This window comes from Spirillospora sp. NBC_01491, assembly GCF_036227065.1.
Lineage (GTDB): Bacteria > Actinomycetota > Actinomycetes > Streptosporangiales > Streptosporangiaceae > Spirillospora > Spirillospora xylanilytica.
In genome coordinates this window covers 2,170,547-2,185,710 of the sequence record NZ_CP109432.1, presented here as the reverse complement: position 1 = coordinate 2,185,710, position 15,164 = coordinate 2,170,547, and the positions used below count along the sequence as shown (strand labels likewise).

The window sequence follows — 15,164 nt, the reverse complement described above, 5'->3', positions numbered from 1 at the left end:
GGGCGCCGGAGCCGGGCCTTTGCCGGCCCGAGGGTTTCTCCTTTACCCAGTGTCACGATCTCGTTGCGGTAAGTACCCGCGCGCCATGGTCACGTAAACCCAGGTCAACAAAGAATCGTGATCGCGATCTTGACTTTGCCGGGCCGTTGCCCGGCGTGTGGTGGTTCGGCCGAATGAGCCCCGCAGGTCGTCCCGCCGCGGACCCGTCCCGGACCGTCCCGGACCGCCGCGCGGGGTCGCGCCGACGGATCAGATCCAGCCGCGGCGGGCGGCCTCCATCCCGGCCTGGAAGCGGTTGCGGGCGCCGAGCTCGTCGCTGAGCGCCTTCATCCGGCGCCGGGTGGTGCGGGTGGACAGCCCGAGCTGCCGGGCGATCGCGTCGTCCTTGAGGCCCATGGCCAGCAGCTCGATCAGCTTGCGGTCCTCACCCGCCGGGCCGCCCGCCGCCGGGGGCGGCGGCTCGGCGAACGGGATCGCCCGCTGCCACAGCGCCTCGAACAGCATGACCAGCGAGTCCAGCAGCGAGGAGGGGTGCACCACGATCGTCTGCCCGATCACGTCGTCGGCGACCAGCGGCAGCAGCGCGATCCGCCGGTCGGCGATGACCAGCTTCATCGGCAGCCCGGCCAGGACCCGGGCCTCCTCCCCGGCCGCGCGCAGCTCCTGGACGGTGCCGGGCGCGCCCGGCGGCGCCAGCGACTCGGGGGCGTAGATGGCCCGCCACCGCACCCCGCGCGCCAGCACCGGCCGCTGCCAGGGGTTGCCGCCCGCCTGCACGTACGGCGGCCGGTCGAACACCAGCATCTCCTCGGCGACCGTCATCTGGACCTGCGCGAACCGCCGCGCGGACGCCTCCGCGCCGGAGACGATCTCGACCAGCTCGCCCGGGTCGCGGCCCTGCCCGGACGCGCGGAACTGCGCCATCAGCGCGTCGGTGGCCAGCCGCAGCCGGTTGAGCTGCTCCATCCGCCGGTTGATCAGGATCTCCACGGCCGCCTCGGGCATGGCCGGGGCCCAGCGGCGCGGCGTGCCGGACGCGCGGGTGACCAGGCCGTGCCCCTCCAGCCGGCTGAGCGCGCGGGACGTCCGCGCGGCGCGGTGGCCCTGCCGGGCGGCCAGCTCGGCGGTGGTGCTGCCGGGGGCGGCGAGCACCGTCCGGTAGACCTCCTCGTCGGCCGCCGACAGCCCGATGGGCTCGAACAGGTGCGGGTCGTCGAAGCCGGTCATGGTCCCTCCTCCTCCGCTGAGGTGATCAACACCGTAGATGGCACATAGGTGCCGTTGTCACCAGACGGACGGTCGAAAGCGTCGACAGCGATGATCTAGGTCGCGTAGGACCTGGGGGGACACCCGACGAGAGGGAGCCCCAGTGACCCGTCCCGGGACCACCAGCGGACGCCGCCGCGGCGGCGCGCGCCGCCTGAGCCGCGCGGCGGCGGCGATCCTGCTCGCCGCCGGACCTGCGCTCGCCGTCCTCCCGCCCGCTGCGGCGGACGGCGCGGACCGCGAGGAGAACCTGATCGTCGAGCTGGCGGGCGCGCCGGCCGTGACCGCGCCGCCCGCGCGGGACGACGGCGGGACCGCCCAGGCGGCGCGGGCCGTCGCCGCGCGGCGCGGCGCGGTGCGGACCGCGCAGCGCGGCGTGCTCGCGGCGGCCGAGTCGCGCGGGCTCAGGCTGACCGAGACCCGTTCGTTCACCCTGCTGTTCAACGGGGTCGCGGTGCGGGCCCGGCAGCGCGACCGGGCGGCCCTCGCCGCGCTGCCCGGCGTCGTGGCGGTGCACCCCGACCTGGTGATGCGCCGCGCCGACACCGCGAGCAACGAGCTGACCGGCGCGGCGCAGGTGTGGAAGCGCAAGGCCCCGGACGGGCGGGCCGCACGCGGTGACGGCGTGACCGTCGCGGTGGTCGACACCGGCGTCGACTACGGCCACCCCGACCTCGGCGGCGGCTTCGGCGCGGGCCGCAAGGTGGTGGCCGGGTACGACTTCGTCAACGGCGACGGCGACCCCAGGGACGACAACGGGCACGGCACCCACGTCGCGGGGATCGTCGCGGGCGACGGCGGCGTGCAGGGCGTCGCGCCCAAGGCGACGCTGACCGCCTACAAGGTGCTGGACGCGCGCGGCGGGGGCACCGAGTCCGGCGTGCTCGCCGGGCTGGAGGCCGCCGTGGACCCGGCCTCCCCGCATCCCGCCGGCGTGGTCAACATGAGCCTCGGCGCACCGGGCGACGGCACCGAGCCGATCGGGCGGGCCGCGTCGGCGGCGGTGCGGTCCGGGACGGTCGTGGTCGCCGCCGCGGGCAACGAGGGCCCGGGGGCGGGGACCGTCGCGACGCCCGCCGCCGCCGAGGGCGTCCTCGCGGTCGGCGCGAGCACCAGCGGGGTCCGGGTGCCGCGGCTGAGCGTGGTGGAGCCCGGACGGCAGAAGCTCCAGGCGTACCGGAACACGCTGTCGGCCGACCCGTCCGCCCGCCCGGCGGAGGCCGCGCTCGTGGACGGCGGCAAGGGCACCCCCGAGGAGCTCGACGCGCTCGGGGACCTGAGCGGAAAGATCGTGCTCCTGCACGGCGGGAGCGCGGCGGGCCGGGAGGCCGCCGCGCGCGACATCGAGGGCCGCAAGGGCCGCGCCGCGCTCTTCGGCGCCGACGGCGTGCCGGTGCCGCAGCTCGCAGGGGAGCGGCCCGTCCCGCCCGTCCAGGACAGGTACGCGACCGGCGGCGCGCGTCTCGGCGGCCTCGTCGTCCTGGACGTCGACGGGTACGAGACCGCGCACCTGCGCGGCCTGCTGGGCAAGGGGGCGGTCCGGCTCCGGCTGGCGTCCGACGACGCCACCGACCGGCTGGCCGACTTCAGCGCGCGCGGGCCGTCCGCACGGTTCGGCGCCAAGCCCGACCTGGTCGCGCCCGGCGTCGGGATCCTCTCGACCGTCCCGGGGAACGGCACGGCGCGGATGTCCGGGACGAGCATGGCCGCCCCGCACGTCGCGGGCGCCGCGGCCCTGCTGCGCCAGCTCCACCCGGGCCACCCGGCCACCGCGATCGGCGGCGCGCTCACCGGCGGCGCCCGGCGGCTGCCCAGCCTCGCCCCGTCCGAGCAGGGCGCCGGGCGGCTGGACGTCCCGGCGGCGGCCGACGTGAAGGTCTCGGCCTTCCCGGCGACCCTGTCGCTCGGCCTCGCGGGCCTCGGCGGCGGCACGGTGCGCGCGAGCGGGACCGTCCACCTGTCCAATCCGGGCGCGAAGCGGGTCACCACCAGGCTCCGCGCGCGGAACGCGGGCGAGGACGGCACGGTGACGATCTCGCCGCGCACCGTCTCGGTCCCGGCGGGCGGCAGAGCCGACGTCACGGTGACGGTCACGGCCCGCACCCCCGACGGTGACAGCGACCTCACCGGGTGGATCGAGTCCGACGGCGGGGCCCGGGTAGGCGTCCCGTATCTGCTGCCGGCACGCCATCTGCGCATGTACGTCTCCCCGGACCCGAGCGACGGCGCGTCCGAGGCGTTCGTCTACAGCCCCGCCGCTCTGGAGGCCGCGCCCGTCGTCACGGTGACCGCGCCGGACGGGAGGAAGACCGAGGTCACGACCAGGCTCGACCACGGGAGCTGGTGGCGGGCGCCGCTGCGCGGCGAGGCCGCCGGCACGTACCGGGTCGCGGCCCGCGCCCGCACGGCGGCGGCCACAGGAGGGACGACGCTCGCGGGCGCCGCCGCGTTCGAGGTCACCCCGGCCGAGGCGCGCGGCGCGCACTGGGACCCCGTCGGCCCCAACTCCGGCTCGGGCGCCCTGGCCACGTCCCCGGCCGCGCCGGCCCAGCTCGCGCTGACCCAGTTCGGCGACTCCGGCGTCTGGCTGACCACCGACGCCGGGCAGACCTGGGCGCAGCGCCGCCGGCTCCCCGTCGGCCCGTCCGCCGCGGGCGTCGGCAAGCTGGTCGTCGACCCGCGCGACGGCCGCCGGATGTGGAACGCGGTGGCCTCCGGGTCGCTGCTCACCGGCCAGGTCGACCCCGCCTACCAGGGCCGGATCCTGCGCACCGAAGACGGCGGCCGGACCTGGACGACCCTCGACTTCCCCGACGTCGCGGTCGAGGCCCTCACCGTCGACCCGTCCGGCGCGATCCTGGTCGCCGCCGCGGGCGACGCGCTGTACGTGAGCCGCGACCGGGGCGCCACCTGGCAGGCGCGGGCGGCGCCGTGGAGCGGGCCCGCGGCCGGGCTGACGATCTCCGGCGGGGTGCTCTTCGCCGCCGCCTACGACGGGGTCTGGACGGTCCCCGGCATCACCGGCGACGCCCCCGGCCCCGGCCGGCTCGCGCTCGCCGAACGCGGCACCGGCTTCGTCCACGGCGACGCCGAGATGGTCGTCACGACCGGGGTGTCGGGCGTGGTGCGCGGCACCCGCGACGGCGGCGCGACCTGGAAGGAGCTGTACGAGCTGCCGTCCGGGACCCCGCAGAGCCTGAAGATCGTGGACGGCGACGTCTACGTCGGCGCCCTCCGGGAGGAGCACGTCGGCCGGGACCACGGCGCCGCCTGGACCCGCTGGAAGGAGCCGATCTCCGGCTCGGTCGAGACCGACTTCGCGTCCTGGACGGCACCCGGCGGCAAGCGCGAGGTGCTGCTCTCGTCGGTGCGTGCGGGCCTGTTCGGCACCCGCGACGCCGGCGCCGGCTACGCCCGCACCGGCATCCAGGGCGCCACCGCGCACGACCTCGCGGTGGCGACCGGCGCGGACGGCCGTCCGGCCCTCATCGCCGCCACCGACTACGACGTCTACCGGACCGCGCTGCCCACCGGCCCCGTCACCGCCGCCACCCGCGAATGGGGGACGGCGAAGGAGGCGCACTTCGGCACGGCGGTCGGGCAGCTCGCGGTGTCGCCGCGCGATCCCCGCGAGGTCTGGAAGATCACCACGGTCCCGTCGGTGGACACCTTCACCGTCCAGCGCAGCCAGGACGGCGGGGCCACCTGGAAGCAGCTCGTGCGGACCCAGGAGACCCCGTTCGACCTGCTGATCCACCCCGCCGACCCGCGCCGGATCGTGATCCCGTTCAAGTCCCTGCAGGGCATCGGCCTGTTCACCAGCGCCGACGGCGGCGCGACCTGGCGCAAGTTCCTGCACGACCAGGTGTTCACCACCGTCGCAGGCGACCCGCGCGACCCCGACCGGCTCTGGCTGGGCGGCGCCGGCGGGCTGTGGCGGTCGGACGACGGCGGCCACACCCTGCACAAGGTGGACGGCGCGAGCGTCACGAAGGTCTTCACCGACCCCCGTTCGCCCAAGCGCGTGGTGGTCGCGGCGGGCTCCGACATCCGTGTCAGCGACGACAACGGACACACTTTCCGTACCGCCCGTACCGGCGGCCTGCCGATGAAGGTGACCGACATGGTCGCGTCCCCGACGGACACCCGCGTCCTGTACGCCGCAGCGGGCGCCTATAGCGACGCCGCACTGCTCAAGGGCGGGCGCGGCGTGCTCCGCAGCACCGACGGCGGCCGGACGTGGGCCAACCTGTCCGGCGACCTACAGAACACCTCGGTCACCTCACTGGCGCTCAGCCCCGACGGCGCCTGGCTGTACGCGGGGACCCAGCACGGAGGAGCCCACCGCCTCCACCTCCGCTGACATCCGCGCACCGACCTCAGCCGGCCTCACCTGCGTTCTGGACTCCGTCGAGAACGCAGGTGAGGCCGAACGCGCTATCGCCCGGCGGGCCGTCCTCGGGGTGCGGGGCGCCCGTAAGCTGATCTTGTGTCAGAGGATCTCGGGCGGCCGGAGGCCGTCGCGGCCGACTACGCGTGGATCGGTGCCGAGGAGGACGACGGCCTGTTCTCGGCGTACTGCCTGACCTTGGTGCGCGGGATCACCCCGCGGGAGTTCATGGACCGGCTCGGTGCGCGGATCATGTTCGACGCCCTGAGGCTCGGCGAGGAGTTCACCGACCTCTCCTTCCAGTACTGGGACGAGCCGCATCACGGCGACGTCCAGTTCATCGGCGCGACGGCGGTGACCGGGGACGGCGTGGACTGGACCCTGGCCCTGGAGGTCAACGGCCATCTGGGCGTGACCCCCTCGGTCGTGGTGCCGGTCTCGGCGGGGACCCGGCTGGTCTCGCACCGCTACAACGGCGGCAACGCCTTCGGCGGCTTCCTCTGGATCGAGGACGGCGACGTCCGGCTGGACTTCGAGCCCCTGTTCGCCGGCCACCGGGGCGGCAGCACCCCGGACGCCCTCCTTGAGGACATGCGGCAGATCGGTTTCGACCTGGAGGCGGACGGCGAGGACGTCGGCCCGACCACGACGGCCGCTTTCGCCCTGGCCGAGCGGCTCACCGGAGTCCGCGTGACCGCGGCCATGCTCGACGACGCGGTCTTCCTGTGCGGCACGGCCGCCGACCACTGACCTGGACACCTCCACCGGCACGGTCCGGCTGGCGGAACTCGGCAGGACCGCGCGGGGTCGCCTGCCGGCCGCCCAGACGGCCAGCGCGCAGGCCGCGAATCCGGCCCCGAGGAGACTGGAGCCCGCCCAGCCGTGGGCGGTGAAGGCGGCGGTGGTCGCGGCTGCGCCGAGGGCGGAGCCGAGCGAGTAGAAGACCATGTACGCGCCGATGACGCTGCTGGTGCGATCCGGGTGCGCGGCGGTGAGCAGGTGCTGGCTGCTCACATGCACGGCCTGGACCGCGAAGTCGAGGGCCACGATTCCGACGATGAGGAGCCACAGTGACCACGGCAACTGCGCGATCGCCGCCCACGCGAGGATGAGCAGGGTGAGGGCGAGACCGGTGACCGGGGCCGTCCGTCCCGCGTCCGCCCACCGTCCCGCGCGTGCCGCGCCGAGTGCGCCGGCGAGTCCGGCGATGCCGAACAGTCCGATCCGGCTTTCGCTGAGCTGCCATGGCGGGTCCGCCAGCGACACCGACAGCCCGCTCCACAGGGTTCCGAACGATGCGAACAAGAAGAACGCGATGAGCCCGCGGGTCAGGACGATGCGCTGCCCGAACAGTCCGCCGAGCGAGGCGACGGCCCGCCTGTACCCCGCAGGCCGGTCGGGGCGCTCCTCCGACGGCAGCACGACGAGGACGAGGGCCGCGAGCCCGAGCGACAGCACCGCGAGGACGGCATAGACGCTCCGCCAGCCCCACACGTCGGCGAGCGTGCCGGTGACGGCCCGCGCGCCCAGGATGCCGACCACAACGCCCGAGGTCACGACACCGATGTTCCGTCCGCGTTCGGCAGGCGGCGAGACCGACGCGGCGTAGGCCACCGCGGTCTGCACCACGACCGCGAACACCCCGGCCGCCGCGAGCCCCGCGAACGCCACCCACGCGGCCGACGCCGAGGCCGTCAGGATCATGCCCGCCGCGGTGAGCGCCAGGTGCACGGCGATGAGCCGGCGCCTGTCGACCACGTCGCCGAGCGGCACCAGCAGCACCAGCCCTGCCAGGTAGCCGAACTGGCCGGTCGCGACGATCCACCCGGTGAGTTCCGCCGGCACACCGAGATCCCGTCCCATCGGCGCCAGAACCGGCTGCGCGGCATAGATGCTCGCCACCGCGACACCGCACACCACCGCGAGTAGCAACCGCCGCCACACGTCCATCGCACCCCAATCCCAATCAGTAGCAAATTGCAACCAATTGGACGGTACGGCATGATGGTTTCAATCCGCAACTCATTGGGAGGTGTCATGCCGCGCACCACCACGCGCGCCCCGGACCCCGACTGGACCGACCCCGAATGCCCCGTCGCCCGCACGCTCGACCTCGTCGGCGACAGGTGGAGCCTTCTCGTCGTCCGCGACGCGATGGACGGGGCACGGTCGTTCACCGAGTTCCAGCGGCGCACCGGCATCGCCCGCAACATCCTCACCGACCGCCTCCGCAAGCTCACCGCTCACGGGCTCCTCGCCCAGCGCACCGCACCATCGGGCCGCCGTCAGGAATACGTGCTCACCGACGCCGGCCGCGATCTCTTCCCGGTCATCCTCACCCTGCGGCAGTGGGGAGAGCGCCACGCCTTCGTCCCCGGCGAGACCCACTCCACCCTTGTCGACCAGCACGGCATCCGCGTGCCGGAGATCGCGCCGGCCGGCGCCGACGGCACCCCCCTCGGCACCGAAACCACCCACGTGCAGAAGACCCGGTAGAGAGCAGCCCCTCCGCGCCTCCAGACCTCGCCGGAACCCCGCCGCCCACGCGCCGGTGGTATGCCTTGGGCATGAACGAGTTGGACGCTGAAGTGGTTCAGCCTGCGATGCTCGAACGTCCAGTGGACTCAGCCCGTTACCGCGGTCTTGCCCGGCCGGACAAGACCGTGCGGTGGGCGAGGAACGAGCTCGAGCAGGTCGGGCAGATGCGTGGGCGATCCCCGGATACGTGGCCCACGCCGACCGCCTTGCCCGAGTCGCTGGACCGACTCGCCGAGCGGCTGACCGAGCTGGGATGGGACGATCTCGCCGGCCTGGCTCGCCGGGAAGAACTGGTGGTCTATCGGACGGGGCCCGCCGCCCGACCGGGCTTGTTCACCGACCGGATCGTCCGCGCCTTGGCCGCGTTGCACCGCAGCCTCATGGAGTGCGAGCGGTGGGAGGAAGCACTCGAGGTCGTCGAGGAGCTCCTGCGGCTGTCGAAATCCAACCGGTCCGCGCGGGCACAGGCCCCGGACGCGCGCTACTGGCGGACGCTGCTCCTCACCAGGCTCGGCCGCGACCAGGAGGCGGTGGAGTCCGCGGCCGAGGCGGTGACCAAGGCCCGCGGACGGCTACAGAATGCTGGGGCCGGATCGGCGAGCTTCGAGCTCATCCACGCGTTGACGGCCTATGCGGACTGCCTGGACACGGTCGGCCGCGTCGCCGAAGCCGCCGAGGTGAGCGCCGAGGTCATGGCGGCCTGGTGGCGACAGGCTGACTCGACGGTGCGATTCCTCCACACCCTGGACGTGTGCAGCGACCGGCTCGTCCGGAGCGGGCAGACCGAGCAGGCGCGCGCGTGCATCGTCGAGGCGATGGGAAAGCTGCGGTTCCGTAAGCGTGACACCTACCAGGCGAGAGTCTGGCACAACCTCGGTGCCCGCCTGCTCGTGCTGGGGGCACCGAAAGAAGCGCTGACCGCCAGCGAAGAAGCGGTGCGGCTCCACCGCGCAAAGGCGCGGGCTCATCAGGAGCGGCACCGGGAGCTGGAGGCGGACGACGACTGGGACGACGATCACCGCTACTCGCAGATGTACCTGCTCGAGCGGAGACGCGAGAAGTTGGACACCTCGCGGAAGGAGGTCCGTCGAGCCGAGCAGGACCTGCACGATGCCCTGCTCACCCTGAGTGCCTGCGAGGAGTCCACGCTCACCTCTAGAACGGAGGCCGGTTGAATCCGGTGCAGAGGAGCCAGATCGCGCCGAACGCCGCCGAGGGACGGTCGTTGAAGTCGCCGCGCTCCGGCAGCAGTTCCAGGAGGTCCAGTGCGGCGGAGATGTGCCCGCACTCCGCGGCGCGCTCGATCAGCCGCTCGATCGGGTGCGCGCGCTGCGAGTGCGGTATTCCCTGGATCTCGGCGTAGCGCCGGGCCAGTCCCCGCAGGTCCTGGTCGGTCGGCGTCGAGGGCCGGACCGGCGGCGTGCTCCGGCGGGCCAGCTCGACGAGCTCGTCGCCGACCGCCCAGTCGTGGTCTCCCCAGGTCTCCATCAGGTCGGCCCGGCCCTGCTCGGCGAAGACCCTCAGCACCTCGTACGGGACGTCCCAGCCGGGCAGGCTCTGGAACTCGCGTGCCAGGTCGAGGCGGCCGGTGCGCAGCAGGTACACCAGCCACTCCGCCTCCGAGAAGAAGCTTCCGCTCGGATGCCCGGAGCGGTCGTCCAGGAGGGCGCGCACGAGGTCGTCGCGTCCGCACTCCAGCATCGCGTGTATGACCGCGACGTGGTCTTGCCACGGGTTGGGCTCGATGGTGATGGACGCGCGGGCGTGCTGGAACCACTGCTCGGCGGTGCCCGTTTCGCCCAGCGCCTGGCAGGCCGCGCCGAACGAGGCCGCCCTGCCGGCGTCAAACATCTTCTGGTCCACCGAGGGAAACAGCGATCGGGCGAGGGAGAAGGCGGTGCGGGCGGAACGGGTGTCCCCGGCCCGGGCGAGGAGCACGGCGACGTCGGACGCCGCCGCGAGGCGGTCCGCCGGTTCGGGAATGTCGGCGACCAGGATCAGCGCGGCCTCGGGCTCGCCGCGTCGGGCGCGCAGCCGGGCGGCGGCCCGCAGGTGATCCGCGATGTGCGAGCCCCAGCTATACCGGTCGAGGCCGGCGAGTGAACCACGCGCCGCCTCGAACAGATCGGCCACGCTCGCGGTGTTCGGAGGCGGCCACTCCGCGGGCTCATCGCCGTCCATCCCCTCCAGCTCCCCGCGGGATTCGCGGAGGATCCCGCCGTCCTCGGAGTCGAGGACGGCGGCGGCGGTGAGGGCGTCGGGCAGCACGCGAAGTTCACCCCAGCGCACCGGCCAGGCGTGGCGCCGCCCGACTCCCCAGGCCAGGAGGGCGTCCAGCTCGTCCTCGCTGCCCTCCGGAGCGATCACGGCGTCCGGCTGGAGGGTCATCGCCCAGGTGTCCTCGCCGAGCGCGAAGATCTGCCCCTCGAACTCCTCGACGAGCCCGCCCTCCACCGGACGCGGGCCCGGCGGGACGTACAGGGAGTAGAAGTCCCCGACGACCTCGCCGGTCTCGGCCTTGACGAACTGCATGACCACGTCGTCGAGCACCACCAGCGTGTCGTCCGCGCCCCAGTACACGGTGTCGGCGCCCCCGGCGAGCACGCTCCGGATCAGCCGGGGGTTCGCCGGGTCGGCGAACGACCAGATCTCGGCGGACCCCTCGATGGTCAGGAAGGCGGCCCGTTCCCCGCCGGGAGCCCAGGCCCAGGCGTTGTGGTCGCCTTCCTGGCCTCCCCAGCCCGAGTGCGGGACCTGGGCGCTGAAGACGAGGCGGTCGCCGTCGAAGACGTGCACGCCTCCCGTTTCGGCGGTGCCGGTGGGCGGTGTCAGGACCGCCAGCCGGTTGACGGCGCGGCCGGGCGCCCAGTGCAGCGAGACGGGCTTGCCGAGCGCGAAGGGGCCGCAGCGGATCCGCCCGGTGGACGCCTCGCGCAGGAACAGGCCGCGGGGAGTCACGGCGGCGACGAGACGGCCGTCCGGACTGAGCCGGGCGAACGTGCCGGGCGCGTACCAGACGATCTCGCGAGTCCCGGCGTCCACACTGATGGCGTTGGCCCCGAACAGCCGGCTGCCGTCGGGCGACCACACCGGGTCGTCGATCCACTGCCCGACCTTCCAGTCGCCGTCGCGCGTTTCGCGCTCCGCGAAGCCGTCCCGCACGGCCTCGGGCGTTCGGCGCGCCATCAGGTACGGGTGATCGGTCTCCACGTGGTCGGGCAGCCACCGCAACCAGCCCCGGTCCAGAGGGACGACGCAGCCCTGGAGCCTGCCGTCGCCGTTGGTGCCGCAGTGGTAGTAGACGCTGCGCCCGTCGGGGGAGAGCGCGAATTCCGACGGGCGCGAGTTGCCGTTCGACACGTCGATGGCGGCGAGGAACTCGCCCTCGAAGGTCCAGACCCCCACGCTGTTGGTGGAGTGGGCCATGGCGATGCGGGACGAGTCGGCGGACCACTGGATCGTGCGCTCGTGGCCGGGCCACCCGACGCCGCCCTCGATGCGGCGCACGGCGTTGACGCACCGGCCGGTGGCGACCTCCCAGATCTGGAGGACGCCGCCCGCGTCGTAGTCGTCGCCGACCCAGCTGCCGGTGGCCAGGTGGCGGCCGTCCGGGCTCATCGCGTGGGCGACGATCTCGGTGTCGTGGCCGTACGGATGCAGGAGCCGCGCCACACCGGCGTCGATCAGCCGCCGCGTGGCCAGCCGGTGGGCGCCGGTCACCCCCTCGTCGCGCTCCAGCCCGGCCAGCCGGGCGCGCAGCGGCGGGACGTCGCGCTCGGGCGTGAAGGCCGACCAGTCGGCCCCGTCCAGGAGCTCCCGCACCGCGCTGGAACCCTGCGCCCCTGCCAGCTCTGATGCCGACAGGAACGGCCGAGGAGGCGCCGCGGCCGGAGGAGCGACGGCCTCTTCCCGCTCCAGCATGCCGATCAGAGCGTCTTCATCCAGGTACGGCGTGCGGAGCATCGCGTCGGTGCGGGGAATGGGCCCCCTTGCGCCCGGGGCGAGAACGATGAGATCGGTCTCCTCGGTCGCCTCGTCCGCCACCCGCGCGCCGAGCGCCTCGAGCCGCCGTAGCGCCGACTCCCTCTCGATCTCCCAGAAGTCCCCGTACAGCACGACCGTGCGCCCTCGCAGCTTCATGATCAGCAGACCCTACCGGGGGGCGCCGACACCGCCACCGCAATGCGGAGATCCAGGGCCGCGGCAGCTTCTCGGAGGATGCCCAGCCAGTCCACGACGTCCTTCACCAGGCCGGGGACGGCCCGGTTCAGCTCCGGCGTGACGAGCAGCAGTACGTCGGCGGCGGCGACCCGGTCGCGCAGCGGGGCGGAATCATATAGTCGGGCATGTGATTTCGCCACTGCCCGTGGCACGGGGCCCGTTAGATGAGCAGCAGGGTCTTCCCCACGGCGGTGCGGTTCTCGATCGCGGCGTGGGCGTCGGCGGCGCGTTCCAACGGGAAGGTCTGCCCGATGACCGGCCGGACGAGCCCGGCGGCGGCCTGGGACATCATCTGCTCCGCCCAGCGCACCACGTGCGGCCCGAAATCGAAGAGCTGCTCGATGCCGATCACCTCTACGCCCTTGGACCGGGCTTCCGCGGGGTCGATGAGCGTGACCTCGCCGCTGGCGGCTCCGTGCACCGAGAACCGGCCACCGCGAGCCGTCACCTCGAATGCGGCCCGCCCGATCTGTCCGCCGACGCCGTCGAACACCACGTCCGGTCCCGCACCATCGGTCACTTCGAGCACCCGCTTGGTCCAGGCCGGCTCGGAGTAGTCGACCGCGGCGTCGGCGCCCAGTTCCCGGACCAGGTCGAGCTTGCGCGGTCCGCGGGCGGCTCCGAGGACCCGAGCGCCCGCCGAACGGGCGAGCTGCACCAGCAGGCTGCCGACGCCGCCGGCTGCCGCTTCGACCAATACCCAGTCACCGGGGCCGATGCCGGCTTTCTCGGTCAGGCCCTGCGCGGTGCTGCCGTCGCTGTGCAGGGCGACGGCCTCCGGCAGGCCCAGTCCGTCCGGCACCGGAAACAGTTCCTGGACCTCGGCTGCGGCACGCTCGGCGAACCCGCCGGTCTCCCCGGTACCGGCGATGACCCGGCGTCCAAGCCAAGCCGAATCCACCCGCGCCCCGACCGAGCTCACACGACCGGCCACCAGACCGCCCGGCACGTACGGCAACGACGGTCTGGCATGCCACTTGTCGACGCCACGCCGGATCTGCGTCTCGACGAACGTCACACCAGCGACCGCCACATCGACCACGACCTGGCCGGCCCCGGCCACCGGATCCGGTGCATCACCGGGCACCAGCACATCCGGACCCCCGAATCGCAGCGCCTGAACCACCCGCACACCGACCACCCCTCTCCGTTCACCGATATGGACCCTGAGCATGCAACCTGAACCGGACTTGAGATCAAGGCGCCAGCCCGACCGGCAGCAGCCTCCGTACACCGACACCGTCGCTGGACCTCATCGACAGCACCGCCCCGCCGACCCCGCACCCGTCGCTCGAACCAGCGAACAATCGTTCCCGCTTCTTGCGATCACGACCAGGCGTGTCCCGCTAGGGCTGGGGCGTCCTCTCCCGGGATCTCACCCAGGCGGTGAAGGCCTCGATCGCGTCGACGACCGCCTCGAAGCGGAAGGAGTGGTACAGGTCGAAGGCGTGGTGACCACCCTTCAGTTCGGCGTAGACGACGGGGGCGGCCGAGGTCTGGCGCAGCTGGTCGGCGAAGTGCCGGGGATCCGCCGTGGGCACCAGCGTGTCCTTGTCGCCGTGGGCCAGGAAGAAGGGCGGCGCGTCCGCGGTGATGTGGGCCAGCGGCGAGGACTCGGGCCCCTGGCCGAAATAGGGGCCATACCAGCCGTTCAGGCAGATGGCGCCGGTCACGGAGGTGTCGGCGTTCTCGAAGCCCGGCTGGAAGGCCGGGTCGCCCTGGGTGAGCGCGGCCAGCCCCGCCATGTGCCCGCCCGCCGAACTGCCCGCGACGAACAGCGTCGTCGGATCGGCGCCGTACTCGTGGGCGTGCTCCCGCACCCAGCCGATGACCCTCTTGAGGTCGATCAGGTGGTCCGGATGCTGGGCCTCGGGCCTTAGCCGGTAGTTGGCGCTGATGCACACCCAGCCGTGGCCGGCGAGCCGGTAGAGCAGCGGAAGCGACTGGCTGTTCTTGTGGCCCCCGTCGTAGTGGCCGCCGTGAAAGTGGATCATGACGGGCGCGCCTTGCGGGCGCGAGCGGTGGTGGTAGAGGTCGAGCAGGTTGCGGCGGCCCGCGTCGCCGTAGGCGAGGTTGGCCACGCGCCGGACATCTGGGCGGCGCTTGAGGATGGGCAGGAACAGGATGCGGGCCAGCGGGAGGCGGCGCCGCAGCCCGCCGGCCAGGTCGGCGTCGAGGGTGGCGCGCCAGCCGGCGCCCAGCCCTTCGTCCATGGCGTGCTCGATCCTCGCCCGGTCCCCGAGCGCGCGATGGGCGATGACCGCGAGCCCGGGCAGAGTCGCGGCGGCCAGGGCGACGACCGCCCACCCGCCCGCCGAGTCGATGTCACCCTCGGCGAACGCCAGCGCCGTCGGGAGCAGCAGCATCCAGAAGAAGGCCGCGAACGGCAGTTCGTTGGCGGCCAGGCCAACGTAGTAGCTCAGGCGGCCGAGCGGGCGCGACCACGGCACCGGCCACAGCGCGAACAGCGTGCCGACCGCGACCAGCGCCACAGTGATCAGATAACCGACGGGCACGAAACCTCCAGGGGCGAACACCGGCCGGTCGGAGACCGCGACCACCTGCGCGCCGACGACGGTCTGCGGAGCATCCGACGCACGGCACGACACGGGCCGAGAGCAACGTCTGGCCTGCGGTGGCCATGACGTCCTCCAGTCCCCACCTCAACCGAGAGAAACAAACGACACGTATCGTGTCGCCAGGAGGATGGCGGACATGTCCGCCGCATGTCAATACGACACGTTCCGTT

At 73.4% G+C, this 15,164-nt stretch carries 9 protein-coding genes and 1 pseudogene; 4 read left to right on the top strand and 6 right to left on the bottom strand.

Annotation, left to right across the window (positions count from 1 at the left end):
- Positions 1–249: 249 nt before the first annotated feature.
- Positions 250–1,227, bottom strand: a complete 978-nt coding sequence (locus OHA34_RS10345) for a helix-turn-helix domain-containing protein (RefSeq protein WP_285940889.1) — start codon at positions 1,225–1,227, stop codon at positions 250–252.
- Positions 1,228–1,369: 142 nt separating this feature from the next.
- On the opposite strand from OHA34_RS10345, the gene OHA34_RS10340 reads away from it, so the two are divergent.
- The gene (locus tag OHA34_RS10340; RefSeq protein WP_329521476.1) at positions 1,370–5,629 is read left to right on the top strand and encodes a S8 family serine peptidase; all 4,260 of its coding nucleotides are present in this window, start codon (positions 1,370–1,372) and stop codon (positions 5,627–5,629) included.
- Between the two features lie 126 nt (positions 5,630–5,755).
- Positions 5,756–6,406 (top strand): DUF6461 domain-containing protein, encoded by a 651-nt coding sequence (locus tag OHA34_RS38470; protein ID WP_285940887.1) that lies wholly within the window; start codon positions 5,756–5,758, stop codon positions 6,404–6,406.
- A 573-nt stretch (positions 6,407–6,979) separates the two neighbouring features.
- On the opposite strand, the pseudogene OHA34_RS38465 reads toward OHA34_RS38470, so the two are convergent.
- A pseudogene (locus OHA34_RS38465) lies at positions 6,980–7,519 on the bottom strand (MFS transporter); the annotation flags it as partial.
- A gap of 174 nt (positions 7,520–7,693) precedes the next feature.
- On the opposite strand from OHA34_RS38465, the gene OHA34_RS10330 reads away from it, so the two are divergent.
- Both OHA34_RS10330 and OHA34_RS10325 read left to right on the top strand, forming a co-directional pair.
- On the top strand, positions 7,694–8,152 hold the full coding sequence (locus tag OHA34_RS10330) for a winged helix-turn-helix transcriptional regulator (protein ID WP_285940883.1): 459 nt from the start codon (positions 7,694–7,696) through the stop codon (positions 8,150–8,152).
- Between the two features lie 71 nt (positions 8,153–8,223).
- Positions 8,224–9,369, top strand: coding sequence for a hypothetical protein (locus OHA34_RS10325; protein WP_329521474.1), 1,146 nt, complete (start codon positions 8,224–8,226; stop codon positions 9,367–9,369).
- Here the strand turns inward: OHA34_RS10325 and OHA34_RS10320 are convergent.
- The 4 genes from OHA34_RS10320 to OHA34_RS10310 all read right to left on the bottom strand — a co-directional run bounded on the left by OHA34_RS10320 (position 9,350) and on the right by OHA34_RS10310 (position 14,931).
- Complete coding sequence (locus OHA34_RS10320) at positions 9,350–12,334, bottom strand: hypothetical protein (protein ID WP_329521473.1); 2,985 nt, start codon at positions 12,332–12,334, stop codon at positions 9,350–9,352. The two genes, OHA34_RS10325 and OHA34_RS10320, sit on opposite strands and share 20 nt — an antisense overlap.
- Before the next feature lie 2 nt (positions 12,335–12,336).
- Positions 12,337–12,555, bottom strand: coding sequence for an NAD(P)H-dependent oxidoreductase (locus tag OHA34_RS38460; protein WP_443029648.1), 219 nt, complete (start codon positions 12,553–12,555; stop codon positions 12,337–12,339).
- A 20-nt stretch (positions 12,556–12,575) separates the two neighbouring features.
- A complete protein-coding gene (locus OHA34_RS10315) occupies positions 12,576–13,556 on the bottom strand; it encodes a zinc-binding dehydrogenase (RefSeq protein ID WP_285940880.1) in 981 nt (326 codons plus the stop codon).
- Positions 13,557–13,761: 205 nt separating this feature from the next.
- Positions 13,762–14,931 (bottom strand): alpha/beta hydrolase, encoded by a 1,170-nt coding sequence (locus OHA34_RS10310; protein ID WP_329521472.1) that lies wholly within the window; start codon positions 14,929–14,931, stop codon positions 13,762–13,764.
- Positions 14,932–15,164: the final 233 nt, after the last annotated feature.